This is a genomic window from Kutzneria buriramensis (assembly GCF_003387475.1).
GTDB lineage: Bacteria > Actinomycetota > Actinomycetes > Mycobacteriales > Pseudonocardiaceae > Kutzneria > Kutzneria buriramensis.
In genome coordinates, this window is record NZ_QUNO01000010.1 from 43348 (window position 1) to 69983 (window position 26636).

A 26636-nucleotide genomic window follows, 5' to 3' on the forward strand; every position below is an offset into this window, starting at 1 on the left:
CAATGACAAGTGTTCGGTCAACTGTCACGGGAATGGCAAAATTCGACACCAGCACCGCTGTTCGAGTGCGCACAGCGCGCCTCACAGGTCCTTTTGTCTCACTGTGAGCCCATGCTAGCGTCGCTATCCAGGATTTGCCGGACACCCCCGCACCGTGCCAAAACTTCCCCTGTGAGGACGCCGGAACAGGCCCTTTACGCCGCATTCACGGTGCCCGCCCACGCCGCCTGCGAGGCTTCGGAGCACCGAAGCCTCGTCCACCCGCCGGAGGTCGAACATGCCTGTCGACGCCCGCGTCGAGGTCGCCACCCACTGCCCGTACTGCGCGCTCCAGTGCGGCATGGCGGTGAGCGAGGACCGGTCTGTCTCGCCGCGAGACTTCCCGACCAACCGCGGCGGTCTCTGTCAGAAAGGGTGGACCTCGGCGAGCCTGCTGACCACACCCGGCCGGCTCACCACCCCGCTGCTGCGGGAGCGCCGCGACGCGCCGCTGCGGCCGGTCGGCTGGACCGAGGCCCTGGACTATGTGGCCCTGCGCCTGCACGAACTGCGCGACCGGCACGGCCCGGACGCGGTCGGCGTGTTCGGCGGCGGCGGGCTGACCAACGAGAAGGCCTACCTGCTGGGCAAGTTCGCCCGGGTCGCGCTGGGCACGTCGAAGATCGACTACAACGGCCGGTTCTGCATGTCGTCGGCGGCCGCGGCGGGCATCAAGGCGTTCGGCGTGGACCGCGGGCTGCCGTTCCCGGTCGCCGACCTCGCCGACGCGGACGCGATCCTGCTGGTCGGGGCCAATGTCGCCGAGACCATGCCGCCGTTCATGCGGCACGTGCGACCGGCCGCGGACAAGGGCGGCCTGATCGTGGTCGACCCGCGCCGCACGGCCACGGCCGAGGCCGCCGCGCTGCACCTGCAACCCGCGCCCGGCACGGATCTCGCGCTGGCACTGGGAATGCTGCACGCCGTCGTCGCCGACGGGCTGCTCCAGCACAGCTACATCACCGATCGCACAACGGGTTTCGACGAAGTGTGGCGGATCGCCGCGGCCTGGTGGCCGGAGCGGGTGGAGCGGATCACCGGCGTGCCGGCGGCCGACCAGCGCGCGGCCGTCGCGCTGCTGGCCAAGGCGCGCAACGCATACGTGCTCACCGCGCGGGGCACCGAGCAGCACGCCACCGGCGTCGCGACGGTGTCCGCGTGGATCAACCTGTGCCTCGCGCTGGGCCTGTGCGGCCGCGCTGGCTCGGGCTTCGGCTGCCTGACCGGGCAGGGCAATGGTCAGGGCGGGCGGGAGCACGGGCAGAAGGCCGATCAGCTGCCGGGCTACCGCAAGATCGACGACCCGACGGCACGGGCACACGTGGCCGGCGTCTGGGGTGTCGATCCGGCGGAGCTGCCCGGGCCCGGCCCGTCGGCGTACGAATTGCTGGATTCGTTGGGAACCGAACGGGGTCCGAAGGCGCTGTTGACGTTCGGCAGCAATCTCGTGGTGTCAGCGCCGCGCGCCGGCCACATCGCCGACCGGCTCGATTCCCTCGAACTTCTGGTCACCGCCGACTTCATACTGTCCGAAACCGCGGCGGTCGCGGACGTCGTCTTCCCGGTCACCCAGTGGGCCGAGGAAAGCGGCACGATGACCAACCTCGAGGGCCGGATCCTGCTGCGCGGCAAGGCCGTCACGCCGCCCGACGGCGTGCGTACGGATCTCGATGTGCTGAACGGCCTGGCTATCCGACTCGGCCAACCGGAGGAGCGTTTTCCGACCGATCCGGAAACCGTTTTCGCCGAACTCGGCCGCGCCTCCGCCGGCGGTCCCGCCGACTATTCGGGAATCAGCTACGACCGGCTGCGCGACGGCGAGGCGCTGCACTGGCCGGTGCCCGCGGCCGATCATCCCGGCACGCCAAGGCTTTTCCTGGATCGGTTCGGCCACCCCGACGGCCGGGCCCGGTTCCAGCCGGTCGAGCACACCGGCCCGGCCGAGCCGCCGGATCCGGAGTTCCCGTTGCACGCCACCACCGGACGCGTGCTCCAGCACTACCAGTCCGGCGCGCAGACCCGCCGCGTGCCGGAACTGCTGGACGCCAGCCCCGAGGCGTTCGTCGAGGTCCACCCGGACACCGCCCTGCGCCTCGGTGTCCAGGATGGACAGTGGGCGACCGTGACGTCCCGGCGCGGCTCGGTGCGCGCCCGGGCCCGCTACGTGCCGACCATCCGGCCGGACACCGTGTTCCTGCCGTTCCACTTCCCCGGCGCGCAGCGCGCCAACCTGATCACCAACCCGGCGCTCGACCCGACCAGCCGCATGCCCGAGTTCAAGGTGTGCGCCGTGCGGCTGGGGCCGGCATGAAGATCACCATCGTCGGATACGGCATGGCCGGCGCCCGCCTCGCCGACCACCTGCGCGGTTCGGGCGCGTCGATCACCGTGATCGGCGCGGAGAAACACCCCGCGTACAACCGGATCCTGCTCTCGAACGTGGTCGCCGGCTCGATGGCCCCGGCGAGCGTGCTGCTGCACGCGCCGGACTGGGCCGCCGACAACGGCATCGATCTCCGGCTCGGCGTCGCCGTCGCGGCGATCGATCCCGGCGCACACCGGATCCGCCTGACCGATGAGTCCACTGTGGACTACGACGCGCTGGTGCTGGCCACCGGCAGCAACTCGTGGATTCCGCCGACGGACGGCCTGGTCACGGACGAGGGCACGCTCGCGCCCGGCGTCGTCGCCTTCCGCAACCTCGACGACTGCCGCCAGATCGTCGACCTGGCCACGCGCGACACGCCCGTCGCCGTGATCGGCGGCGGCCTGCTCGGGCTGGAGGCGGCCCGCGGCCTGGCCGGTCGCGGCTGCGCGGTGACCGTGGTGCACGCCGTCAGCCACCTCATGGAACGGCAGTTGGATCCGGCCGGCGGGCATGTGCTGGCCCGGGTGCTCGGCGCCATGGGCCTCGAGTTCCGGCTCGGCCAGGTGGCCACGAACTACTTGCCGGGCAAGGGTCTCCAGCTCGACGACGGCTCGCTGGTCGCGGCCGAGCTGGTGGTGGTGTCCGCCGGCGCCCGTCCCGAGACCTCCCTCGCCGAGGCCGCCGGCGTTGCCGTGGACCACGGCATTCTCATCGACGACTCGTTACGCACCAGCGCCCCCGACGTGTACGCGATCGGCGACTGCACAAGGCATCCCGGCACCGTCGGCGGCCTCGTGCAGCCGGCCTGGGAGCAGGCGGCGGCGCTGGCCAAGTTGTTGACCGGGGCGGACCCGCAGGCCCGCTACCGGGGCACGGCATCGGTGACCCGGCTCAAGACCCGCGGCGTGGACCTGGCCTCGATGGGCGAGGTGCACGTGGAGCCGCACACCACCGACGCCGAGGTCATCCGGCTGGAGGACCCCAGTCGCGGCCGCTACACCAAACTCGTGCTGCGTGACGACCGGGTCACGGGCGCGATCGTGCTGGGGGCGCCCGACGTGGCCGCCGCCGTCACGCAGCTGCACGACCGGGGCACACCCGCCCCGCCCGACCGGATGGCGCTGCTGCTGGGCCGCGCCATGCCCGCCGGGGAACCGTCGTCAGATCCGGCGGCGCTGCCGGCATCGACGGTGATCTGCCGCTGCAACACCGTCGACCTGGGCGGCCTGCTCGGCGCGTGGCGCGACGGCGCCCGGTCGTTCGACTGCCTGGTCAGCACCACCAAGGCCGGCACCGGCTGCGGCAGCTGTCGGGACACCGTCAGCGCGCTGTCGCAACGGCTGGCCGAGCAGAACCCCCATCCCGATCCCGATCCCGATCCCGAGAAGTTGGGCTGCAACACATGACCACTACCGAGGCACCCCTCCGCGCCGGCCGCACCTGGATCCAGCAGTGGGACCCCGAGGACGAGGGGTTCTGGGCGGCCACCGGCCGCCGCATCGCCAACCGCAACCTGATCTTCTCCATCTTCTCCGAGCACCTGGGCTTCTCGCTCTGGGGCATCTGGAGCGTGGTGGTGCTGTCGCTGCCCGCCGCCGGCTTCGCCTTCACCGTGGACCAGAAGTTCTGGCTGGTCGCGTTGCCCAACCTGGTCGGCGCCGCGCTTCGGCTGCCCTACACGTTCGCGGTGCCGCGCTTCGGCGGCCGCAACTGGGCCATCTTCAGCTCGGTGATGCTGCTGGTCCCATGCGCGCTGCTCACGGTCGCCGTCGGCACGCACGCCAGCTTCGGGTTCTTCCTGTTCGCGGCGGCCACCGCGGGCGTGGGCGGCGGCAACTTCGCGTCGTCGATGACCAACATCTCGTTCTTCTACCCGGAGAGCCGCAAGGGGTTCGCGCTCGGCCTGAACGCCGCCGGCGGTAACCTCGGGGCCGCGGTGGTGCAGCTGGTCATCCCGCTGGTGATCTCCGCGACGACGGGTGTCGGGCTCGCGGTCGCCGGCCTGTTCTACATGCCGTTCGTGATCGCGGCGGCGATCTGCTCGGCCCTGTACCAGGACAACCTGGCCACCGCCAAGTCCGACTTCCCGGCCCAGGCCGCGGCGGTCAAGCGGTCCCAGACGTGGGTGATGTCCTTCCTGTACATCGGTACCTTCGGCTCGTTCATCGGCTTCTCGGCGGCGCTGCCGCTGCTGATCCAGACGCAGTTCCCCACCGTGCACGGCACGTACTTCGCGTGGCTGGGCGCTCTGGTCGGGTCGCTCGCGCGGCCGACCGGCGGCTGGCTGGCCGACAAGGTCGGCGGCAGCCGGGTCACGCTGTGGAACTTCGTGCTGATGGGCGTGGCCGCCGCGGTGGTCGTGGCCGGCGAGCGGTCCGGCAGCTTCGGCCTGTTCTTCGGCGCGTTCCTGGTGCTGTTCGTGACGGCCGGCGTCGGCAACGGCTCCACGTACCGGATGATCCCGGCGATCTTCGTGGCACAGGCCAAGCGCGAGACCGCCGAGGGCGCGGACGCCGCCGAGGCCGTGCGCAAGGGCAAGCGCGAGGCGGCCGCGGCGATCGGCATCGTGTCGGCGATCGGCGCGTTCGGCGGGTTCTTCGTGACCCGGATCATCGCCAGCTCGGTGGCCGCCACCAAGGCCGCCGACAACGCCTTCTACGGCTTCATTGTGTTCTACGTGCTGTGCTTCGCCATCACCTGGTGGTTCTACCTGCGGCGCAGCTTCGCCTCGGCGCCCAGCCTGGCCACCGCGAACGTCTAGCGTTCTCACACACAGTTCCCAGGTAGCACCGCTCCGCTCACAGCCTGCACTCAGTCGAGCCCGCGAGACTCGAGTGCAGGCTGTTTTCTGTGTCGAGCGGAGAGGAACTCCAGCATGGCGAGCGTTCTGGCCGCCCCGTCCGCGGCGCCGCCGCGACGATCCGTCGCGAAGATCGGCGTGGTCGCGGTGGTGGTGATCGCCGCGGCGGCGCTGCGGATGGCGTTCCTGAACTACGAGACCGGCGACTCGCGGATCTTCCTGTCCTGGTACGAGCACATCGCCTCCGGCGGCGGCTTCGCCGCGCTGAAGGACATCTCGTTCGCCAACTACAACGTCACCTACCTGTACGTGTTGGCGGCGCTGAGCTATCTGCCGGTGACGCCGCTGATCGGCATCAAGGTCGTGTCGGCGGCGTTCGACTTCCTGCTGGGGTACTTCGTCTACCGGATCGTGGCGCTGCGCTACCCCGGCAAGTGGTGGCCGGTGCTGGCCGGGGCGATCACCCTGTTCCTGCCGACCGTCGTCGTGAACGCCTCGATGTGGGGGCAGGCCGACGCCATGTACGCGGCGTTCGCCGTCGGCGGCGTGTACTTCGTGCTGCGTCGGCAGCCCTGGCTGGCCTGCGCGTTCATCGGCGTCGCGTTCGCGTTGAAGCTCCAGACGGTGTTCGTGTTCCCGGTGCTGCTTCTGTTGGTGCTGCTGCGTTTCGTGCCGTGGAAGGCGCTGCTGGCGATCCCGCTGGTGTACGTGGTGCTGGACATCCCGGCGCTGATCATCGGCACCAGTCCGTCGCAGCTGATCTCCGTGTACGTCTCGCAGACCGGGACCTTCGACCTGCTGACGTTGAACGCCCCCAACGTGTATGAGTACCTGGGGACGTCGGTGACGTCGTCGCCGCTGCGCATCGCCGGGATCGTGGTGACCGGGGTGCTCGTGCTGGGGCTGATCGGCCTGGCGTGGTGGCGTCGGGTGCAGCTCACCCCGACCCGGATCGTGCTGGCGGCAACGGTTTCCGTGCTGCTGGTGCCGTTCTTCCTGCCGGCCATGCATGAGCGGTACTTCTTCCTGGCCGATGCCATGACGGTGGTGGCGGCGTTCTACCTGCCGCGGCGGCTGTGGGCGCTGCCGGTGCTGGAGCAGTTCGCGTCGTTCTGCGCGTACCTGCCGTTCCTGCTGGGCAGCGGCGGTGGCGGCGGACGTGGTCGGCGTCCCGGCGGCGGTTTCCGCGGCGGCGGGCAGTTCCCCGGAGGCGGCTCAAGCTCAGGCGGCGGCTCGGGCTCAGGCGGATTCGGCGGTTCGGGGTCCGGCGGCTTTCCGGGCGGCTCCGGCGGCGGTTTCGGCGGCCGGCCCGGCGGCGGCGCGGCGCTCGGCTCCGGCGGGTTCGGGGGCGGCGGCTTCGGCGGCGGCGCCGTCAACACGTCCATGATCGACATGCGGATCCTGGCCACCGCCATGCTCGCCGCCCTGGTCCTCGCCCTCTGGGTCACCATCCAGGAGTTCCGCCACGACCCCCGCGAGTCGCGCTCTCAGACAGAACGAATGTAGGTTTCAGGCAGAAAGGCGGCCCGCCTCGGCGGACCGCCTTTCCCTCAGAACGGCCAGATGTCCCGGCCCCCGGCCTCCATCAGCGGCACCATGCCGAACGCCGCGTCGGACAGGCCACCGAACGTGAACCGCCCTTCAGTGTGCCCGAACTCGTAGCCGGCCAGGTTCCACGTGTAGACCGGCACGCCGGCCGGCACCACCGCGGTCGGCAGCGTGCGGCCGTTGTGCTGCTCGTCCGTCACGATGACCACGCGGTCGTGGCCACGGTAGAACTTCCGCAGCGCGCCGACCGTGTCCGTGCCGCCGAGGTCGCTGAACCGCTTCTGCACCACCGGCAGCACCGACTCGCCCGACCGCAGCGCGACCCGCGCCGCCGTGCTGCCGAACTGCACCAGCTCCGCCTTCGCCGCGCGCCGCGCGATCGCCGTGCCGAACACCGCCGCCGCGTCCGCCCTGGTCAGGTCGGAGTTGCGGGACACCTTGCTGTAGAACATCGATCCCGACCGGTCGACCAGCACCAGCGTGCGGCCCGGCAGGCTCGGCACGTTGGCCAGGCTGGCGTCGAGCGCCCGCTCCAGCGCCCACGCCCAGCGCAGCGACGGGGCCGCCCGGTACGCCGACAGGAACCGCATCGGCAGCTGCCGGGACCGCGCCACCTGCTCGGGATCCGCCAGCTTCGCCGCGACCGTCGCCGCCACGTCGTCCGGGACGCCCGCCTGGTCGAAGTTGCGTAGGTTCCGCAGCAGCGCCATGTAGCCCATGGTCGGGATCAGCGCCGTCCAGACCTCCGCCGTCAGCGGGCCCTGGAGCCAGCCGGCGACCGCCTCCCACGTCATGCCGGCGCCCTTGAGCACCGCCACGGCGTCGCCCGCGAACAGCTCACGGCGGCGCTCCACCGGCCACGCCAGCAGTTCCTCGCGCGCCTTGACCACCGGCAGATTCGTGGGGATTTCCGCCACGTTTCCGTATCGACGGTCGAGGGCGTGCGTGAACAGCGCACCCTGCCAGTTCTCCGCCGGCTTCGGGTGCGTCAGGTTCAGCACGTCGCCCATTCGGACGCCGCGCGCCTCACTGTCCCACTTCAGCAGCGAACGCTCGTCATAAAGGCGGCGCACCGCGTCGCCGATACCGCGCCGAACCGGCTTCGGAATCGCGCGTCCGTGCCGCGCCAGCCAATAGGACAGGAACTCACCCGGCTCATCCGCCCGCTGGAGAACCGAATTCACGACCTGACGGGTCAGACCGGGTTCGGTGCGGGCGTGCGCGAATTCCGCCGCGCCCACGATCGACGCCGAGCGCATGTTCGCGGTGCCGCGGAGCCAGCCGAGCAGCCGCGCCGTCCACTCCGGGTCCTCGACCGTCGCGGTACGCACGAGCTGCGTGAACCGGTCGTCCCGCTGCTCGGCGGTCTCGTAGAAGCTGCGCTCGCCGACCATGTTCGCCACGGCGAGCAGGAACAGCTCGTGCTTGACGCCGCGCTTGAGCGCCACGCCACCCTCGTGCGTGACCGGTCGACGCAGCACGTTGAACTTGGCCATTTGTTCCTACCCCCTTTCGGCGATCGCGGACGCGTCCGAGATCAATGTCGGTGACGGTTTTTATGCCAACTGCTCTGCCAATTGAGCTACCGGTTGCCCGGGCGGGACTCGAACCCGCAACCCGTCGATCCGGAAGTAACCGTCGCCTGCGCACCGGACACGCCCGCGACCAGCACTCCCGAGTTCATTCACGCCCGACAGTGTTTTCATTAGAGGAAGTAACCGTTGGGCTTCGCACCGGAAGTGCTCCGCAATGCTAGATCTCTCGGCGCGTCGCGCGCGACGGATTTACTCACGCCCCGACGAGCAGGCCGATCCCGACCACCGCCATCGTCGCCGCCACCAGGCCGTCCAGCACGCGCCAGGACGAGGGCTTGGTGAACAACGAGCTCAGCAGGCGAGCGCCGAAGCCGATCGCCGTGAACCAGCACAGGCTCGCCAGCACCGCGCCGATCGCGAAGTCCCAGCGCAGCGCGCCGTAGCCGGCCGCGATCGAGCCCATCAGCAGGACCGTGTCCAGATAGACGTGCGGGTTCAGCCAGGTCATCGCGAGGCAGGTCAGCGCCGCCCGCTTGCGGGAGCCCGTCGTCGCGCCGTCCACCGACATGCTCGACGGCTTCATCGCCCGCTTGGCCGCCAGAAATCCGTACGACAGCAGGAAAAGACCGCCCACCACGGCCACCGCCGTCACCGCTGTCGGCCAGGCCTGGACCAGCACGCCCACGCCGCCCACGCCCAGGCCGATCAGCACCGCGTCCGAGGCGCCGCAGATCGCCACCACCGTCAGCACCGCGTCTCGTCGGATGCCCTGGCGCAACACGAATGCGTTCTGCGCGCCGATCGCGGCGATCAGGGACATACAGGTGCCGAAGCCCGCCAGCACGACGAGCGCCACGTTGGTCATGCCGTCGACGCTAAGCAGACCCTTGTCAACAGTCCAGCTAACTATTCTTACGTATCATTAGCGCTCGTGATGACAGACCTGCCCGTCGACCAGGTTCGGACGCTGCTGGCCGTCGTCGACGCCGGCACCTTCGACGCCGCCGCCGCGGCCCTGCACCTCACGCCGTCCGCCGTGAGCCAGCGGATCAAGGCCCTCGAACAGCGGACCGGCCGGGTGTTGCTGATGCGTACGAAACCCGTGCAGCTCACCGAATCCGGTCAGGTCGTCGTGCGCTTCGCCCGCCAACTAGCCCAGCTCGAACGCGATGCACAGACCGAACTCGGCCTCACCACCGCCGGCGAGCCCACCCGGCTGTCCATCGCCGTCAACGCCGATTCCCTCGCCACCTGGTTCCTCCCCGCCGTGCTCGGCGTGCCCGGCGTGTGCTTCGAGCTGCACCGGGAGGACGAGGGGCACACCACCCAGCTGCTGCGCGAGGGCCTCGTCATGGCCGCCGTCACCTCGACGCCCGATCCCGTGCAGGGCTGCTCCGTGCGTCCGCTCGGGTCCCTCCGCTACCTCGCCTGCGCCGCCCCCACGCTCCCCGTCACGTCGCTGGCCGAGACGCCCGTGATCCTCTTCGATCGCCACGACCAGCTCCAGGACCGCTTCGTCGGCGGCGCCAGCCCTTTCCGCCACTACATGCCGTCGTCCGCCGCCTACCTCGAGGCCGTCGTCAGCGGCATGGGATGGGGGCTCATCCCCGTCTCCCACGCCCTCCCCCATTTCGCCGCCGGCACCCTCGTCAACCTCGCCCCCAGCCGGCACATGGACGTCCCGCTCTTCTGGCAGCAGTGGAAACTCGACTCCCCCGCCCTAGCCGCCGCAGCCGCCGCCATCGTGTCCGTGGCCACCGCGACCCTCATCCAGTAACCCACCGCCGCCGCCGGCCTTTTTCAACGCTTCTCGGGACTCTTAGCCTTCTCTAGATTCGCCTGCCACTTCCGGTCGATATCTTCCGGGCGTTGGTGGCCGCAGTCCACGTCCGCGCCGTCCACATCGGAGACCTCTGCATCGACGCCACCGTTCTCCACCCACACCGTGACATTCTCAATACCGGCCGCGCGATCCCCGTCGTTGACCCAGTAGGTCACCGAGAACGCCGGTTCGTCGCCGCGGTAGTCCGTCCGGATCCGGAACCGTTCCCCCGGCCTCAGCCACCGATCCTCACCCACCGGCTCCAGAAAGAGCACCAACAACCCGATCGAGTCGTTGACCACGTCCATGGCCGCCACCGCCCGAAGGCTACCGACAACGCCACCCGCCCGTGCGCAAATTGCACAACCATGCACTGACCAGGCGATCTCTGTAGGGCGGGTGGGGCTCGAACCCACGACCTGACAGATTATGAGTGTCCAAGTTCACCCGGCAGGAGTAGCTGAGCAGGCAGTTCGCCGGTAGTTGAGGAAGAAAATACCGCACCAGAGGCACTCGCCCAGCCGAGTTCATGGACAGTCCCATGGACAGGTTTGTCCACTATGGATGCTAGCTGACCAGGCTCTACCATTCGACCACAGAACCTGCCAGATGTCAGGCAACGAACCACGCGCAGACATGCGACTACGTGAGACGGGTTCATATCATTGCGACCGAATGGGTGATTTGAGGAGTGCGACAGTAACGATGTTCCAGCCATCAGCGAATGTCGCGATGTACCACCAGAGTCATATTCCAATAGCTGACCCACAGGAGATGTAGCCAGTGAACGATGACCTCAGCGCGTACCAGAATTACCGGGGCCCAAAACCGCCACAGATAGAACAGACGAAATATATTCTATCTTTGGCTGCACAAGAATCTATTAAGCATGGAGACTACATCGCGGCGGCCAGAAAGAAGCTCGAAGTTGCACATATCTGTAGGCGCCAAGGAAAAGATCAAGACCGTCATCTCCTCGAGACTGCGGCATACGAACTTATCCAAAACGCCGCACATAAGCAAGGGTTGTACCTTGAGGCAGCCAAGGCGCTCCGCGATTGGGCATCAAAACTAAGGGCAGACGGGTTTAAAGACGGCGCCTTTCTTATGGATACGTCGGCATATGACCTCATACAGAAGGCCGCACATAAAAATGGGCAGCGCGTCGAGGCAGCCAAGGCGCTCCGCGATTGGGCATCAAAACTAAGGGCAGACGGACTTGAGAGGGACGCCTATCTTATGGATACCAGCGCCAGCAAACTCGCCAGGGGGTTGTAGATGCGATTTTTGCCTTCGAGCATCCGACCATCTTCAGATTACGCGTACCGAGATCATCGGCAACAGTGGTCTATTCGACCCCTTCTCTGGCTGTCAGCCACAGGCGTCGCTTTGGTGGTGCTAATATGGCTGGTCGTTGTCATCTTTCCACCCCTTTTCGACCCACCCCGGGACTTCCCAAGTAAAGCCGACGCCCTCCGTAGTCAGAACGACGTACGCACTACCCTCCTCCAGGCTGTCGGCGGCCTCCTTGTTCTAACAAGCGCTATCATTGGCGCCTATTTTACGCTCCAAACCCTCCGTAACACCCAAGAACAGCTTGACATCGCTCGATCCAGCCAGGTGACAGAGCGATTTACCCGGGCGGTGGAACAGCTTGGCAGCAACACACTTGACGTCCGTCTTGGCGGCATCCAGGCTCTGGCCCGCATTGCTCGCGACTCCAAAGAAGACTGCTTAGCAGTCGTAGATATTCTCACTGCATATGTTCGTACACATTCGCCATGGCCACCCTCGCATCCTGACATAATTGACAAAGGCGCGTCCCAAGGCGGTATTCCGCCACTAAAAAAGCGGTCACCAGATATCCAAGCTATCTTAACCATTTTGGGGGGATTACCCCACGGGGCAGCAATAGTCAAGATCGATCTAGTCGGAACTGACCTCCGACACGCAAACCTGGTCTCGGCTAGGATCGCGGGCGCAGACATGTCCGGAGCGCGCATGGTCGTGGCCAATCTGGAGAGCGCGGATTTATCTGATACTAAGTTGATGTTCGCCGACCTAGGCTGGGCAAATCTCCGTGATGCACAATTACGTGGCGCAGAGTTGAATTCGGCAAATCTGGGTGGCGCCAACCTCCATGCCGCCGACCTTCGAGGCGCAAATCTCCAGGAGGCAAAGCTTCGTGGCGCGGAGCTACAGGAGGCGAAACTCCACGGAGCCAATCTCCGAAAAGCGGAGCTTCAAGGAGCCAAGTTGGTCAATGTCGACCTCTCGAGCACAGACTTGCTCGAGGCAGTGGCCGACGATAATACAGAATGGCCAGAGCACTTCGATTGGAAGCGAGCCGGCATCAAGAAAGAGTTACATTCGGATCCAGCCACAGAATAAAGCGCCCACGCTCCAGTTGACCACCAACGTACCGCGTGGTTCACGCGAGGGTAACACCTCCGACCAACCCGCCAAACGTCGCACACATAAGCGAAGAATGTCCAACCAATTACCCACGCCACCCCTTGCAAAACCGCGACCAGCCAAACAAATAGATCTACACAGGGTCACAGGTGAAGATCATGATGGTTAACATTAGCGCCAAGGCGTCGTATCCACCTTCACCCCGCTGCCGAATTCATTCATTCAGCAACAGCGCGCCCGCGTTCTATAGCCCATTAAATATTCGTAGACGCCTCTTCTGACGCTTCGATCCTATCTGATCGGCAAGCTCGACGGCGCGACAGGCTTGGATCCTAGCCTCGGCGTGTTCACCGAGGACGGCAAACGCAGTTGCTAGATCGACATGGAGAGCAGTTGCGGCACGGGTAAACGACGGATCAAGGCGGTCGAGCGCACCGGAAAGGACGTCGACAGCTGAGGCGTCCCCGAACCGCGCAAGCGCATGCCCACGCCACCGTGCAAGATGAATTGAGTCGAGCACGACGTAAGGACCGTCGGCGCTTGTCGAGTCCGCGGGAAGCAGAATTTCTGCTTCATCGAACGCGCACAGGCTTTCACTACGCATGCTCTTCGCCGCCAGTGCTTCGCCGTGAGCGGCAGCGAGCCACGCACGAACCAGGCGCGAACACGAGTCATCTGTCCGCGTCCTAGCGTAAGCGAGTACATCGACGGCATCACCCGACCGGCCAATGTCGAGCAACACAAAGGCTTGTTCCGCGAGAGAATGCGTCTCGAACGACGGGATTCCGGATTCAGCCGCAGCCGACTTCGCCGTTTCGTAGTGCTGCCAGGACTCGGAGAGACTGCCGACATCCAAGGCTTGCCAACCCGCGAGGGTGTGAAGCTCGGAGAGCAGGGCAGCTAGTTGGTTTCGGACGACCGGAGACAGGCTGTACGACATCAGTCGCTCCACCTGCCGAGCCTTCGTCTTAACCTCTTCGTACGCGACTATCGCGCCCAGCTGACGGTCAAGCCGTCGTATGGCGTTGAGTTGCTCCGTCAGCAGCCTGATTACAGCACCGTCAACTCGCCGTGAGACGCTGAGCATTAGCTGTAGTTCGCGGTCTGAATCGACAATTGCCTCGCTCGCGACAGGCACAGCGAGCAGCTCGTCAACACTAATGCCGAAGATGCGTTCGAGCAGGCGGGCAGTTGCGGGACGCACCTGGCCAATCGGGCGACCGTCCGGGTGGCGACCAGAGACGAGCCTTTGCAGGTGGCGAGCGCTGAGGGTCCCAGGTTCACCGTGCTCGACTGCGAACTGCTCGGCGAACTGGGCGAACTCCTCGAAGGTTTGCCGACGTTCCCTGATTCTCTGTTCGAGCACCGTTCGCGGCGGCCGTGCCGACGTGTCGCCCTGCGGCATCTCGCCGCCTCCCGTCTCCGCCATGTCGTGCCTATGTCATGCCCGCGTCCTGGACCCCGACGCGGGATGACGACAGTCTGATTTCAGTCTGCCACGGCCACTCACTGCTGGTCAGCAGGCCGTCCGGCGATTCCGTCACGTGCACCGCTCCGCACACGCCGGACAACCACGCCACGGCGGGAGCCGGCCGTCCTTCCGGCTTCCGCCGTGGTCTGACGACTGGAGGTGAGGCGGATTGACTGGGGCCGAGACTCGGACCTTTCGGTGGCTGCCTGCCTGCGGTAAGCGGCATGCCGTCCCTGGAGGCCGGGTCGAACCAGGCGAAGAGATCACGACGTTGGTCGGCGAGCGCGTGACGGTACCGCTCCAGCGACTCGGATCAACCGAGTGGACATGGCCGACATGTGTTGGCTGCTGGGACGAGGCCAAGAAGTGCACGCACATTTCTCTTGCGGGGCTTGGAATCACTCGAAGCGTGGCCACCGAAACGCAGCCGACCGCACCGCATCCGAACAAGCGCAAGCCGGCATGACCACATCGCAATCCGAGCAACCGTTCCACCGCGACAGGGAGCACGCCATGGGTGGCATGGCCGACGGCCACAACCCGACCGAATGGACCCGCAACGCCGATTGGCGACCGTCCGATGTAGACACCGAGCGTGCCAGTGCCGCCCGCATGTACGACTACTACCTCGGCGGTTCGTGCAACTTCGAGATCGACCGTGTTAAGGCTGCGGAGGTGCTGGGCGTGCTGCCTGAGGCTCGAACGTTCGCCCGGCAGAACCGTCACTTTCTGCGCAGGAGCGTCGAGTACGCCGTCAGCCACGGCGTCCGTCAGTTCCTCGACCTTGGCTCGGGTCTACCCACAGCCGGCAACGTGCACGAGATCGCCCAACGTGCCGTGCCGGATGCCCACGTGGTCTACGTCGACAACGAACCTGTCGCCGTCAGTCACAGCCTCGACCTGCTGAGGAACAACCCCTACGCCACCTGCATTCAAGAAGATGTCTCACGACCTAACAGCGTCTTGCACCACCCGGAAACGAAGCGGCTGATCGACTTCTCGCAGCCACTCATGGTGCTGATGTGCGCGGTGCTGCACTTCGTGCCTGACGAACGCCGTCCCGCCGACATCGTGCGTGCGTACTCCGATGCGCTTGCGTCGGGGAGCTACCTGGCGCTCTCGCACGCCACCGCCAGCGACTACCCGGATCGGCTCGCCGACGTGATCGGGATCTACCAGCAGACGCAGAACACCGCGCATCTGCGGTCGCGGTCGGAGATCACAGCGATGCTCGCCCCGTTCGAACACCTGGTGTTCCCCGGCGTCGTCTACACGCCGCAGTGGCGACCGGAGCACTGGGCGGATGTCGGTGACCCCGCTGAGTCGTTGGCCTTCGCTGCTCTCGCGTACCTCCCGTAACCCTCATTCGCCCGGAGTACTCACTTCATGCCCCATCGACTCTCACTGCTCCGCCGAGTTGGCCAACTGCGCCGGACCTACACCGGGGAGTACGACGCCACGCTATGGCGCACCGTCGCCACCGGCCTGAGCGCACTCACCACAGTGGACCGTGCCACGATCTACGACACGCTCGAATGCGGCTTCGAGAACCGACTACTAGGCGAGAACCCCGGCCCACCGCTGACTGACCGGATCCGCCGCGCCGTACTGCCGGACACCACCGACACGGCGCAGCAGCAGTTGGAAGCAGCACTGTTCTTCGCACTGGGGCAAATCGCGCCCTACAGCCCGCCAGAGTCGGTTACGCCGGGCCGCAGTGTGCAGTCCCCGATCGTCCGGCCCGGCGTCGCCGAGGGGGAGGCTGTGTTGCACCTGCCGGCAGTCACAGCCGCGCCGATCGTTGCAACCCTGCTACCGCATGCTGCCGGCGGGAACGTGCGGGGACTAGCAGGGCTGCGTACGCGGTTGTATCGCCGACATGTGCGGCTGTATCTCATCGACGGTGCGCCGTCGATGTCCGTCGCGTTGGCGAACACGAGCTTTCGCCAGTGGTCGGCGATACTCGCCTTCGCCCATGAACTGATCGGTCACGAGTGGCCGACGAACTTTGACACTCCGCTCGCTGAGCAGGAACGCGCCGCGATCGCCGCAGGCCGCACCCCAGGTCTGGTGTCCTTGGGCAGCGCATTGTTCCGCCGCCTCCGTGTACTGGGCACAACCGTATGGCTGACGGTCAACCTGGACGGACCCGCCAGCATCCGCGTGGACTGGGCCGGAGGCCGCACCGCAGTTCAGGTTGCCGCCGCCCTGGTACACCCGTTGGCCGGTCTTCCTGGCGAACGGTTCACCGCGACGTGCGGCCCGGCGGGCAGTGTCACGGTTACTGAATGGGGGACGTCCAGTAAACCCACGGCCACAGTGGTTCTTCGTCAGGCACCCTTGGCCGCGCCGCCACCGTTCAGGCAGGTTGACGCTACAGCCGCGTGGGCGGAGTTCAACCACGTGCTGACGCTGCCGCACCCGTTTTCACCCAGACTCGCGGCAGTCGCGCGTTGAGGATGGCTTACACGGCGTGAGTGACGGGTGGGACGGGGTGCTCGGTACCCCGTCCCACCCGTCACAGCTGCTGTTTGCGCACGTAGAAGGCCATATCACCCCGTCACGGCGGCTGTGACGGGGTGGCGGCTCCATGACGCCCGCTGTGACGGGCGTCAGCACTCTTCGTCGGCCGCCTCGGCGCTGCCGGCAGCCTTGACGGCGGCCCGAATGTCGGCAGTGAGGTAACCGCGCACTTGCCGCACGTTGCCGTCCGCCGTTGGGATCCGGTCACGCTTCGACCGGCAGCCCAGGTCGTTCATCTGGGTTCCGAACGTCGTCGGCTCGACGCCGAGCGCCTCGACCAGTTCCGCCGAAGGCACGAACTCGCGCCCGTCCTGCTCATCGAGATCCGCGCCGAGATAGTCCACAACGGACGCCAAGGGTTCTGGCAGGTCGACAACTTCGGCGTCGTCGCCCGGAGCCGTCCGGCCGCCGATCGCCTTGGCGACCGCAGCCCTGTCGAGCATCGGCGTCGGGTCCGCGCCGATCGCGTGCCCGCTCAGCGTTCCGGCAGCCTCTCGCAAAACGCGGCCGCGCTGACAGATGGTCCTCCAATCGGGGTTGGGCATGTAGTACGTGCGGACCGTCATTGCCAGCACGTCCGCGCCTGCCTCGGTCTCTCCGTCCGGCCGCAGGATGCCCACCCCCTTGTGGGATGCCAGCAGCTTGGACGAGTCGTAGCCACGGGTGTTCATCTGCTCGCCAAGGATGATGTTCGAGTCCCGCCAGTCCATCACCCGCAGCGCGAACCGCGAGCCGAGCACCGCCCGTAGCGCCGTCGGTAACGAGCTGCCGTCCGGACGCTGCGTGGCCAGGATGACGACGATGCCGGCCGCCGGTCCCTTCTTTGCCAGCCACGTGAGCAGCTCGCCGAGGTACTTGCCGAGCGGGATCTTCTTGCCCTCAACCTCGATCGGGATGCGGGACTCCAACGGGATGTGCGCCTCGTCGACGACGACAGCAGTGATCGGCATATTCAGTGCCTTGTCCCGCGAGATAGCCGGGGTGATCTTCGACTCGGGGCACGTCTCGTCGTCCAACTCCCGCATCCGCCCGTACCGACCTTGCGTCTCCGACACCAACTCCTCAAGCCAGGCCTTGAACGCAAGTAGGTGCATGTCGTCGTCGCCGGAGAAGAACCGGTGCGCGCACGGCTCGCACGCGTCCCAGTCCTTGCCGCCTTTGAAGTCCGCCACATACAGCCGTGTGTAGGGGTCCAAGATCAGCCCCGCGGCTGCGAGCCGCTCGGCGAATGTCTTGCCCTGCCTTGGAATTGCGCCAATCAGTAGCGACGTCCATACCAACGGAAGGTTCACCTTGCGCGCACGCGCGTCGTGTCCAAATGGGACCGGGCGCCACGCGTCCCAGTGTTCGACGTTCAACAGGGGCGTCCGCAGAGGCGGCGCTGCATACGGATCTTCGTCGGCAACCCACATCGAGACACGCCCGGCATGACCACCGTTGCCCCGGACGCGCTCCACGATCAGCTGCACCTCGTCCACCGCCAGCGCCGAGGCGAGCGCCTCGCGGTTCTTCACGACGTCCGCAGCCTTGCGGGTTGCTGGTAGGTCGACCGTGATAGCCCACCCGTCACCCTGCCTTGTGGCGCGTTCCACGAGCCGCAGCGTCTCGTCCTTGCCGATCAATTTGGCGTCTCGGAAAGCATCCACCAACACCTGCGGGTCCATGGTCCATGCAAGAGAACGCGGACCGGACAGCACGGGCTTGCGCCCGGGACTCCCCTCTTTACGCCGGCCGAGGACAGCCAGCGCGACACACGTAGCTGTGCCCGCGATCCACAGAGCCGTCTGGCCGTACACCAACTGAGCCACCAGCACGACGATGACACTCGCCACCGTTACGGCAGCAGTGACCTTCCACCGGAACAGTGTCAGAGCTCGGATCTCGGTGAACTTGTCGGCCAACTTCTCTGACTGCTCGGCGGCGTCGCGGTAGTCGTGAACGGTGACCCACTTCCGCCAGCATCGCGCGGCCGCCACCAAGCCTCGGGCTACCGCGCCGACGACCCGGAACGGTGAACGCAGCACCTGCACCACGAGATCCTTGGCGGCCAGCTTGACTGCCTGGCGGCTCTTGAGCGCTCGGGGAACCCTTGGTGAACGCTGCCACCATGAGGCGAACACCTGCCGCACGGACGGCCGTGCGGCGCGCGCCGCGCTCTCGTCGACCAACTCGGCGTCGTACACCGGATCGGCACGAACAACTTCGTACTCACGGGAAGTCATTGCTGCACCTCACTTTCCGGCGTCGCATTACTGTCATCGGTCGCATCGCTGGCAGGAGATCGCTCCACTTCGGACTTGAGCGCGGCGGCCAAACGAGGAGACAGTCCCCGCGCGCAGTCAGTTGCCGACCGAACCCATGCCGGCGTGATCTCGACATCGGGCGACCACGCGGCGCGTGCCTCCGCGAGGTAGTCGCCGAACAGCTTCCGGCGACGGCGGCTCGTGCGCTTCGCCGCCTCGGCCTTCTGCTGATGAACTGCCTTCGGAGCGTTCAGCGCCGAGGCGTTCATGAACGCGGCGGTCACTGCCTCGGTCAGCTTGTCGCGGAGATCGGTGACCGCCTCGGCGGCCACGAACACCACCAGCGGTGGAACCGAATGGAGCACGATCCCCGACAGCGACCCTGCCGCGTAGGACGCCCATGTGTTCATCACGTACGTGGCCGCAATCGTGAGCCACTTCGCGCGACGCACCCACGGTCCGGTCTGGACCTGGTAGCGAGCCGTCACCTGCTCGGCCCGCAGGATCGCCAGCAGCACGAGCGACACCGTTGGGTCCAGCAGCCACGCTGCCAGCCATGGAAGGGACCACACCGCTGCGCCGGCCGCAGCGAACGCCTGTACGTTGGTCATGGTGAAACCCAGTCCGAGCGTGATGCCCGCCCAACACAGTCGGTCGACCTGGGTCCGCACCTGCTCGACCCGCAAGGCCACGACGTCCGGATGGGTCTGGTACGCCCGCCGTTGGGCGGCCTCGGCAGCCTCCCGCACGAGCTTCTCTGCTTGATTGGTGGAGGGGCCGGGTGGCCGCCCGTGGGCGGCCACCGCTCCCTTCTCCTTCCGATTGGACCCGACGGAGTTGGTCATCGCTGACCGCCCTTTCGCCGGATCGGTGTGTCAGCAGTGCTGACGGTCAGCGCGCGGGTGAGCACGTAGGCCGCGAACAGGTCCGGTAGCCCAAGCACCACGAGCCGCAGCGTCGTGTCGCCGTCGTACGTGATCACGAGCCACTGAATGCCGAGGAGCATCGCGCCGCCGAGCAGGACGCGGCCGGCGAGGGAGACCAGCCGAGTGCCCGTGCGTGCCGCCTCGGCGGCGGCCTTCGCACTGCGCCGTCCGGCACGCCATACCAGGACGAGACCAATCAGCACGCCCAGACCAGCAAGCAATGGCAACATCGGCAGGTTGACCGTCATGGCTGCTGCCCTCCGCCCTGCCGGCGAGCCAGCCACACGCGGTAGACCTCGCGCCGGTCCTCTTCGGACAGCGCTCCCCACACACCGACGGTCGACTCTCCAGCGGTGCGCAGTTCGTGTTCCAGGCACTCCCGCTGAACCGGGCAGCCCGCGCACAGCCGCGCGGCCAACTCGCGGTCGCTCAACTCCTCGCCGGCCCACTCTGGCTCGTCGTCGTTGGCGACCAGCCACATACACGCGCCGTTCGTGGTGACGATCTCCAGCAGCACATCGTCGGGCACGGTGGCGTACCGGTCGAGGTCGGCCGCCACCACCTCGTAGTAGTTGTCACGAAACTCGTCACGGTTCACCACGACGCACCGCCGGTCAGCCGTGCGACTTCGCGCGCCGTTCGGCGCTCGGTCGCGATCCGGGCGACGTCAACGCATCCACCGGACTCGGCGGCTTCGGCGATCAGCTTGTCCAGCGCAATTGCCGGCACGACGTAGCGGGTACGAACTCGGACGGCTGGGAACGCGTCTTCCCTGATCGCCCGGTAGAGGGTCGCAGGATCGACACGAAGGATTCGCGCCGCCTCCCGCACGGTGTAGAACGCCGGTCGGGCGTTCTCGCTGTCGTTGTCCATTGCGGTTTGTCCCTAAGTTCGAGAGGAAGTCTGATTTCATTCCCATATCCGGGATGATTTCATCCCGACCAGTCGCGAACGGGGTGCAAACCGCGGGAACCAACCCGGAAGCCGGTCCGCGGAATTGCCCTCGCGCTACGCTCGGTGCAGCGGCGGAGCGCGGAGGGATACGTGACGGAAGACTGGGCAGCAGTCGCGCGAGCGATCAATCAACGCTCGACTGAACTGGGTCTGAGTCAGCGAGAACTCATCAAGCGCTCGCACGTCTCGAAGGCCATCGTCAGCGAGATTCAGAACAACACGGTGCAGCGCCGACGTAGCGCACGGACCCTCGAAGCGCTCTCGCTCGCACTGGACTGGCATCCGGGCCACCTGGCCGCCGTCCTTGCCGGCCGCAGGCCGCCCGGCCTGGGAGAACCTGCTGTCAGGTCGGACGACGACGTGCCCGCCCGCCTTGCTGTCATCGAGTACCGGTTGGCCGAGATCACGCAGCGGCTTGACGACCTGAACGCCAGCTTCACGGCGGCATTCGGTGATACCGACGACGGCAGTCGGTAGCGGCTTCGCCGATTCCGGTGACCGGCGCTTCGGCTCGGTCGCCGGAGAGTTCCGTGTTGCGTCCATGCCTACAGAGAACGGCAGTCCGGCGCCGTTCTACAGTTGGCACCGGTTAACCCGAATCCCATTAACCCCAATTAACTTCGCAGGTCAGGGCGGTTATCCGGGCAAGGATGGGTGATGGCGAAGACCAGGCTCCGGGCGGTACGGGACCAACTTGGGTACTCCTCCGCCGAAGTGATCCGGTTGCTTCAGCAACGCGCGTCGGCGCTCGGGCTCGCCATCATGTCGGCGGCAAGCCTGAAAACGAAGCTGTCCGTGTGGGAGAACGGCCACGAGTCGGTCAGCGACCTCTACTGGCGGCTGTTTCGGGACATCTACGGCCGTACGAACGAGGAACTTGGGTTCCCACCCGAGCAGGAAGACAGCGAAGCCGCCGAGCTGCGGTCACGGCTGGCCGTGGCCCGGACCGTGGATGCCGACATGGTCGAGTTGTTCCGCCGGCAGGTCGACGACGCCCGGCACGTTGACCGTCGTTTCGGGGCCGTCACGCTGCTCGACCAACTGCGCGGCAGCATCAGGCAGGTCGAGGACCTTCTCATGTACGGCGCAGCGAGGGGCCTGCGCGAGCCGCTCGCCGGCGTGCTCACGGAGGCGTCCACCTTGGCCGGTTGGGAAGCGCTCGACCGGAACGCGGTCGGACAGTCATGGGCGCACTACGAACGGGCGAAGGCAGGTGCGCGGGAGGCAGGTGCGCCGGCTCTGCTCGCACACGCCACCGCAGAGCAGGCGTTCGTACTGATCGACCTCGGCGAGGCCGCGCAAGCGGTCGAGCAGTTCGCCGATGCTCGTACGCTCGCCGAGCACAGGGCACCGCCGCTGCTCCGGGCCTGGCTTGCGGCCGCACATGGTGAAGGGCTCGCCGCTGCAGGGCATCGGGCCGAAGCGCTGCGTGCCTTCGACGCTGCCGGCGAACTGCTGCCGTCCGATCCCGTCGACCCTGCCCTACCGTTCCTGTTCCTCGGCGGTGCACACCTCGACAGGTGGCGCGGACATGCGCTTGCCCGTCTCGGCGAGCCGGACGCGATCGACCAACTCAGCGAGGCACTACCACGTCTGCCAGCGACGTTCATCCGTGCGAAGACAGGAATGCTGGTTGATCTCGCGTTCGCATACGCGGCCCTCGGCGACCGCGACGCCGCGCTTGAGCACTCTCGCCAGGCGCGGCGTCTCGGTTCGCAGATCAAGTCCGACCGACAGCTACGGCGACTCGGTGGCCTCATCCTGCCTGGGGGCATCCTCGGCGTTGCGTGAGGCGAGGTAGTAGAGCAGCGCCACGAGAGTGCCAGCGCCGAGAAGTTCCTTACGCTGCGCCAGCTCCTGCACTCGACTCAACGGCACCCACTCGACACGCCCTTGTTCCTCTGTGTCAGTCGGCTCGCCGATGTGCTTGGCGTTGCGCCAGAGGTAGACGTCCATAGGCGCAGTCGTCTGGCCCGGAAGCGGCTCAAAGCTGATCAGGTGCTCCGGCTCGCCGACAGGTTCCCAACCACTCTCCTCAGCCGCTTCACGGGCGGCCGTGCCAGCAGACTCCTCGCCCTCGTCGACCAGGCCGCCGAGCAGCTCATAGCCCCACTGGTCGGTGGGGAACCGGTAGCGCCACAGCATGAGTGCCTGGTCCCGGTCATCGACGATCAGTGCAATCGCGATCCGTCCAAGGTGGACAACGTGGTACTCCCACCGCTCGCCGTTCGGTGCCTCGACGTCCGTTAGACCAACCTTCACCCACCTGTTGTCATAGACCAGTCGCTCACCGTAGGTCTTCCACGCTCCGCGCTCCTCCGTCACATGGGAATCCTACGTACGACTTCAACACAGAGCTACAACGCTCTACGGAAGTCTACGCTAATCGTCGGACAGACCTTGGAACACGCCGTCGTATATTGACTCCACGGAACACGCAAGCAGCGTAGTCGGAACACCATTTCCGGCCGAATTTTCATGAATAGTACGCATAACCGCAAGCAACGTCAACTCTTGCGCAAACGCCTGAACATCGCGCCTAACATCCCCGTCAGGCATTCGGTGTGCTTCCGCCTTCAACTCCGACATAAATGACTCAGCAATCGTGCCACTTGAGCTTCTTATGCCGATATCGAAAAGGAAGTTCTGCAGTGTAGCATTTGCTTTTTCTTTAAAATATTCGGCGTCGCCATGATTAAGGCCTTCCGAATCCTGCCAGCTTTGCAATGCACATTGAAGCTCAATATTCGCCAACTTTATTCTCGCTTCCCACGCCAGATGCTCTGCGGCGGCCAGATCAAATGGCTTATCGCGCGATATTTCAAGCTTCATATCACCGTTTAGATTCGCAAGAAGGTCTCGTTGCGAGAACTTCTCCTGCGGCGTTGCATACCAGCCAACACGGTTCACAACGTCCCATAACACCACTACTACCAAGTCTACAGTGCGCTCCCACCGCAACAACAGACTCGAACTAACAGGAACAGAGAGAGGGCCGCTCGAATTCAACCGGACCGAAGCTGAACCTTTTACCTGAACCCAGATACGCGATGAATCCATGCGACCATTCAAACGAGTCTGAACTAGGAGATCCTCTCCATAGTCCCTCCTAACCTCTTCAACCGCCGCACCCTGGTCCGCCCAGATGGCTCGCACTGCCGATACCGCCTGATCGGCAATTACATGTTGCTTGGGTCGACTTGGCATCCGCGTACAATATCAAAGTATACCCAGAACACGCCAGGGTCAGTAACTCACAACCCTTCAGTGAGGCCTTTCAACCTACGTTTAGGCATCCGAGAGCCGAGAATTTCTGCCGCCTTACGGTCGGACGCAGCTACCCACGCCGCATAGACCCGCAAAGTGGTAGCGCCTCCGCCACCGTGGCCGAGACGCCCCGCAACGGTACGAAGGTCGACTCCAGCAGTCAGCAGCTCAGTGGCAGAATAGTGGCGCAGCGCGTGAAGGTGTGTATCGATGCCGAGTCGTTCAGCCATATCCTTGTAACGGCTCGACACTGCATGTGGCGAGTAAGGCTGCGTCGGATCGAACTTCCGGACTCCCGAGAACACGTACATGTCGTCGGTCAGCTCGATACTCAGCTCGGTGAGCCGCCGACGGCACCGCTCCTTGTGCTCGCGGAGCAGCACGGTCGTCTCGGTGTCGAGCGCGATTCGGCGCATCTGGTGGGTCTTGGTGTCCTTTACGCGGCCGACGCCCTTGCGGAGGACGTAGCTGCTCCGAACCTCGATGATCCCCTGCTCAAGGTCGACCCGAGACCACTTCAAAGCGCAGACCTCGCCGCGCCGGATGCCGGTCGTCATAACGAGCCAGACGAGCGTTCCCCAGTCGTCATTGTTTTTGCCATCCATCTCAAAGGCAGCATCTACGAGCCGCGCAGCCTCGGAGGGGGATGGCGGAGTGGGCTGTGGCTGAGGCTGCTTCGGGCGCTGCGCGATACGGGCAGGATTTGAGGTAATCCACTCCCAGCGCAGGGCGGCGCTCAGGGCACCGCTCATGATCGAGTGGATTTGACGGACGGTTGAGGCCGCGAGCGGCTTGCAGGCGTGTGGGCGGCACTTCTCCTTCTTGCACTCGTGCTCGCCTTCGGCGCGGTGTTCGACGAACGGCTTGCTGTTGCAGCGCGCGCGGCAGCGACGCAGCTCGGCGTAGAGGCTTTCGAGCATCCGTGTGGACACCTTGCGCACGGGCTCGTCACCGAGCACAGGACGGATGTTCCGGTCCACGTAGCCCCGGTACATGTCCCGCGTGCTCTCCTCCAGCTCAGCCGTCCGCAACCACTCATCAATGGCGTAGCCGAACGACACAGAGGACGTCGCAGAGCGCTGCTGGTCGACCTGGCTCAGCAGGCGCGTCATTACCTTGTCAGCGGCCTTCTGAGCCGCCTTGTCGGTGCCCTTGACGGTCTCGGTGAGGTAGACGTCCTTGCCGGTCACCGGATCGACGCCCGAAAACACTCGGACCTGTAGCGAGTTGCCCCGCTGACGGACGCTGCCGCGCCTTCGTCGCTGCTCTGCTGAGTCGGCCATAAGGCCAGGTTACGAGCCTGTTCAAGGACAGAAGCATGGCCGAAGATCATCCGGTATGATCTTGGAAGGCCGATCCTTGCAGGTGAGAGGGGTAGGGCGGGTGGGGCTCGAACCCACGACCTGACAGATTATGAGTCTGCTGCTCTGACCAGCTGAGCTACCGCCCCAGCACGCCGGCGGAGCGGCGCGTGGTGGGGAGACTACCGGCGGGGCGGCGTGGGGCGGCGGGCGGTCCCCTGGTCGAGGCTCTTGCCGGCATGTGAAAAGTTCCGTCTTGACCGATCTGGTTGCGGCTTCAATGATCATCGGCGTCAGCGGTAGCTCGACACCAGGCCGCCGCTGGCTCTGCCGGCGGGCGGGACACCCTTGCACCCGGAGGACCAATGCCCGACGCCCAGCCGAAACCGCCGAGTGGGCTGATCGGTTCGGTGCAGCGAGCGCTGCGGGTGTTGGAGACGGTGTCGGACGGCGGCGACGGGATCACGGCGAAGGCGGTGGCCCGGCGCACGGGCTTCAAGCTCTCGACCACCTACCACCTGCTGAACACGCTGGTGCACGAGGGTTATCTGGTACGGCTGGCGAACGCGCGAGGGTTCGGCCTCGGGTACAAGCTGCCGGAGCTGCACGACAGCCTGAAGAGCCAGCTGTCGGTGACGCCGAACATCGCCTACACGCTGCGAGACCTGCACCTCAGAGCCGAGGCGGCGATGTACTACGCGGTGGTCCGCGACGACGAACTGGTGGTGGCGGAGGTGGCGGACTCGCCGGAGCACCGCAAGGCGGAGCCGCTGGATCTGGGCTTCGACCAGTCGGCGCACGCGACGTCGTTCGGCAAGGTGCTGCTCGCGGCGATGTCACCGGCGGCACGCCGCCATTATCTGGCCGGGGCGGGCCTGGCGAGGCTGACGAACCGGACCATCACCCGGCTGGAAGACCTGGACCGCGAGCTGGCGACGGTGCGACGGACGGGCATCGCGGCGGAGATCGAGGAGTTCCAGCCGGGCCTGGCCTGCCTGGCGACGCCGGTACGCGACGCGGAGGGCCGCACGACGGCGGCGGTGGCGCTGTCGGTGCCGGTGACCGACTTCGCGAAGCGGCGCCGGCAGTTGGAGACGCTGATCCGGCGCGGCGGCGAGGAACTGTCCCGCCTGTTGGCCTGAAACCGGTTCCGGGACCCTACCAACGGGGGTGTTCCGTTTCGACGGAATCTGATATCGGGATCGCGTTGAAACAAAACCGATTCCGACATCGCGTTGACAAGTTCCGATACCTGCGTGACGATGGCCTGGTCAGCGCAATCGCCTTCACGAATTCGACACATACACGGACTGCTGATGCACCAAGGCCCCTTCCTCTTGTTCTGTCTCCCCCACTCCCCCGGCGCCAGCTCCGAGTCCGGCTCGGCCGGCGCCGCCGTGCGGACACCCCCGCGGAGAAGATGA

At 66.1% G+C, this 26636-nt stretch carries 25 protein-coding genes, 1 tRNA gene and 1 pseudogene; 14 read left to right on the plus strand and 13 right to left on the minus strand.

All coding sequences use genetic code 11. The features are described from left to right. The first annotated feature begins 277 nt into the window (after positions 1–277). The 4 genes from BCF44_RS27870 (at position 278) to BCF44_RS56835 (ending at position 6713) form a co-directional block, all read left to right on the plus strand. Positions 278–2350: a molybdopterin oxidoreductase family protein gene (locus BCF44_RS27870; RefSeq protein ID WP_116177378.1), complete on the plus strand. Its 2073-nt coding sequence runs from the start codon at positions 278–280 to the stop codon at positions 2348–2350. Continuing rightward, positions 2347–3813 (plus strand): FAD-dependent oxidoreductase, encoded by a 1467-nt coding sequence (locus tag BCF44_RS27875; protein ID WP_116177705.1) that lies wholly within the window; start codon positions 2347–2349, stop codon positions 3811–3813. Before BCF44_RS27870 ends, BCF44_RS27875 begins: the two co-directional genes overlap by 4 nt. Continuing rightward, the gene (locus BCF44_RS27880; protein ID WP_116177379.1) at positions 3810–5168 is read left to right on the plus strand and encodes an MFS transporter; all 1359 of its coding nucleotides are present in this window, start codon (positions 3810–3812) and stop codon (positions 5166–5168) included. Before BCF44_RS27875 ends, BCF44_RS27880 begins: the two co-directional genes overlap by 4 nt. Before the next feature lie 114 nt (positions 5169–5282). Continuing rightward, positions 5283–6713 (plus strand): glycosyltransferase 87 family protein, encoded by a 1431-nt coding sequence (locus tag BCF44_RS56835; RefSeq protein WP_116177380.1) that lies wholly within the window; start codon positions 5283–5285, stop codon positions 6711–6713. 44 nt (positions 6714–6757) lie between these two features. Here BCF44_RS56835 and BCF44_RS27890 read toward each other — a convergent pair whose 3' ends face one another. Then, complete coding sequence (locus tag BCF44_RS27890; RefSeq protein ID WP_116177381.1) at positions 6758–8251, minus strand: TROVE domain-containing protein; 1494 nt, start codon at positions 8249–8251, stop codon at positions 6758–6760. A gap of 292 nt (positions 8252–8543) precedes the next feature. Continuing rightward, a complete protein-coding gene (locus BCF44_RS27895; protein WP_116177382.1) occupies positions 8544–9155 on the minus strand; it encodes a LysE/ArgO family amino acid transporter in 612 nt (203 codons plus the stop codon). 69 nt (positions 9156–9224) lie between these two features. On the opposite strand from BCF44_RS27895, the gene BCF44_RS27900 reads away from it, so the two are divergent. Further along, on the plus strand, positions 9225–10067 hold the full coding sequence (locus tag BCF44_RS27900; protein ID WP_211353284.1) for a LysR family transcriptional regulator ArgP: 843 nt from the start codon (positions 9225–9227) through the stop codon (positions 10065–10067). Between the two features lie 23 nt (positions 10068–10090). Here BCF44_RS27900 and BCF44_RS27905 read toward each other — a convergent pair whose 3' ends face one another. Beyond that, positions 10091–10429, minus strand: coding sequence for a hypothetical protein (locus BCF44_RS27905; protein WP_246015629.1), 339 nt, complete (start codon positions 10427–10429; stop codon positions 10091–10093). 466 nt (positions 10430–10895) lie between these two features. Here BCF44_RS27905 and BCF44_RS54830 point away from each other — a divergent pair, with 466 nt between their 5' ends. From BCF44_RS54830 to BCF44_RS59305, 3 genes and pseudogenes are all read left to right on the plus strand, one after another. After that, positions 10896–11390 carry a hypothetical protein gene (locus BCF44_RS54830; protein ID WP_147328658.1) on the plus strand — a complete coding sequence of 165 codons (495 nt, stop codon included), beginning with the start codon at positions 10896–10898 and terminating at the stop codon, positions 11388–11390. Continuing rightward, positions 11391–12104: pseudogene (locus tag BCF44_RS59300) on the plus strand (hypothetical protein); the annotation flags it as partial. It abuts the gene before it with no gap. Positions 12105–12119: 15 nt separating this feature from the next. Then, positions 12120–12503 carry a pentapeptide repeat-containing protein gene (locus BCF44_RS59305; RefSeq protein ID WP_246015631.1) on the plus strand — a complete coding sequence of 128 codons (384 nt, stop codon included), beginning with the start codon at positions 12120–12122 and terminating at the stop codon, positions 12501–12503. A 268-nt stretch (positions 12504–12771) separates the two neighbouring features. On the opposite strand, the gene BCF44_RS27915 is transcribed toward BCF44_RS59305, so the two are convergent. Beyond that, positions 12772–13956: an NsdA family TPR-like regulatory protein gene (locus tag BCF44_RS27915; RefSeq protein ID WP_246015633.1), complete on the minus strand. Its 1185-nt coding sequence runs from the start codon at positions 13954–13956 to the stop codon at positions 12772–12774. A gap of 211 nt (positions 13957–14167) precedes the next feature. Here BCF44_RS27915 and BCF44_RS59310 point away from each other — a divergent pair, with 211 nt between their 5' ends. The 3 genes from BCF44_RS59310 to BCF44_RS54835 are packed head-to-tail and all read left to right on the plus strand — an operon-like array spanning position 14168 to position 16455. Continuing rightward, positions 14168–14464 (plus strand): HC3 family zinc finger protein, encoded by a 297-nt coding sequence (locus BCF44_RS59310; protein ID WP_116177385.1) that lies wholly within the window; start codon positions 14168–14170, stop codon positions 14462–14464. Positions 14465–14511: 47 nt separating this feature from the next. After that, positions 14512–15357: an SAM-dependent methyltransferase gene (locus BCF44_RS27925; protein WP_246015635.1), complete on the plus strand. Its 846-nt coding sequence runs from the start codon at positions 14512–14514 to the stop codon at positions 15355–15357. Positions 15358–15384: 27 nt separating this feature from the next. Next, positions 15385–16455 carry a hypothetical protein gene (locus BCF44_RS54835; protein ID WP_147328659.1) on the plus strand — a complete coding sequence of 357 codons (1071 nt, stop codon included), beginning with the start codon at positions 15385–15387 and terminating at the stop codon, positions 16453–16455. A gap of 155 nt (positions 16456–16610) precedes the next feature. On the opposite strand, the gene BCF44_RS27930 is transcribed toward BCF44_RS54835, so the two are convergent. From BCF44_RS27930 to BCF44_RS27950, 5 genes are read right to left on the minus strand one after another with little or no spacing between them, the layout of a single operon-like run. Beyond that, the gene (locus BCF44_RS27930; RefSeq protein ID WP_116177386.1) at positions 16611–18743 is read right to left on the minus strand and encodes a cell division protein FtsK; all 2133 of its coding nucleotides are present in this window, start codon (positions 18741–18743) and stop codon (positions 16611–16613) included. Then, positions 18740–19609, minus strand: a complete 870-nt coding sequence (locus BCF44_RS27935) for a hypothetical protein (protein WP_246015637.1) — start codon at positions 19607–19609, stop codon at positions 18740–18742. Before BCF44_RS27935 ends, BCF44_RS27930 begins: the two co-directional genes overlap by 4 nt. Then, complete coding sequence (locus BCF44_RS27940) at positions 19606–19938, minus strand: hypothetical protein (RefSeq protein WP_116177387.1); 333 nt, start codon at positions 19936–19938, stop codon at positions 19606–19608. The genes BCF44_RS27935 and BCF44_RS27940 overlap by 4 nt, the downstream gene beginning before the upstream one ends. Continuing rightward, positions 19935–20288 (minus strand): WhiB family transcriptional regulator, encoded by a 354-nt coding sequence (locus tag BCF44_RS27945; RefSeq protein ID WP_246015639.1) that lies wholly within the window; start codon positions 20286–20288, stop codon positions 19935–19937. The genes BCF44_RS27940 and BCF44_RS27945 overlap by 4 nt, the downstream gene beginning before the upstream one ends. After that, positions 20285–20563, minus strand: coding sequence for a helix-turn-helix domain-containing protein (locus BCF44_RS27950; RefSeq protein ID WP_116177388.1), 279 nt, complete (start codon positions 20561–20563; stop codon positions 20285–20287). Before BCF44_RS27950 ends, BCF44_RS27945 begins: the two co-directional genes overlap by 4 nt. Before the next feature lie 171 nt (positions 20564–20734). Here BCF44_RS27950 and BCF44_RS27955 point away from each other — a divergent pair, with 171 nt between their 5' ends. Further along, a complete protein-coding gene (locus BCF44_RS27955) occupies positions 20735–21121 on the plus strand; it encodes a helix-turn-helix domain-containing protein (RefSeq protein ID WP_116177710.1) in 387 nt (128 codons plus the stop codon). A 180-nt stretch (positions 21122–21301) separates the two neighbouring features. Continuing rightward, on the plus strand, positions 21302–22435 hold the full coding sequence (locus BCF44_RS27960) for an NsdA family TPR-like regulatory protein (protein ID WP_116177389.1): 1134 nt from the start codon (positions 21302–21304) through the stop codon (positions 22433–22435). Here the strand turns inward: BCF44_RS27960 and BCF44_RS27965 are convergent. The 4 genes from BCF44_RS27965 to BCF44_RS27980 form a co-directional block, all read right to left on the minus strand. Beyond that, complete coding sequence (locus BCF44_RS27965) at positions 22382–22969, minus strand: NUDIX hydrolase (protein WP_116177390.1); 588 nt, start codon at positions 22967–22969, stop codon at positions 22382–22384. The genes BCF44_RS27960 and BCF44_RS27965 overlap by 54 nt on opposite strands. Positions 22970–23026: 57 nt before the next feature. Further along, entirely contained in the window at positions 23027–23851 is an 825-nt protein-coding gene (locus BCF44_RS27970; protein WP_116177391.1) for a DUF4365 domain-containing protein, read from the minus strand. A 47-nt stretch (positions 23852–23898) separates the two neighbouring features. Continuing rightward, positions 23899–25194 (minus strand): tyrosine-type recombinase/integrase, encoded by a 1296-nt coding sequence (locus BCF44_RS27975; RefSeq protein WP_116177392.1) that lies wholly within the window; start codon positions 25192–25194, stop codon positions 23899–23901. A gap of 92 nt (positions 25195–25286) precedes the next feature. After that, positions 25287–25361, minus strand: a tRNA-Ile gene (locus tag BCF44_RS27980). A 216-nt stretch (positions 25362–25577) separates the two neighbouring features. On the opposite strand from BCF44_RS27980, the gene BCF44_RS27985 reads away from it, so the two are divergent. Beyond that, positions 25578–26354: an IclR family transcriptional regulator gene (locus tag BCF44_RS27985; RefSeq protein WP_116177393.1), complete on the plus strand. Its 777-nt coding sequence runs from the start codon at positions 25578–25580 to the stop codon at positions 26352–26354. Positions 26355–26636: the final 282 nt, after the last annotated feature.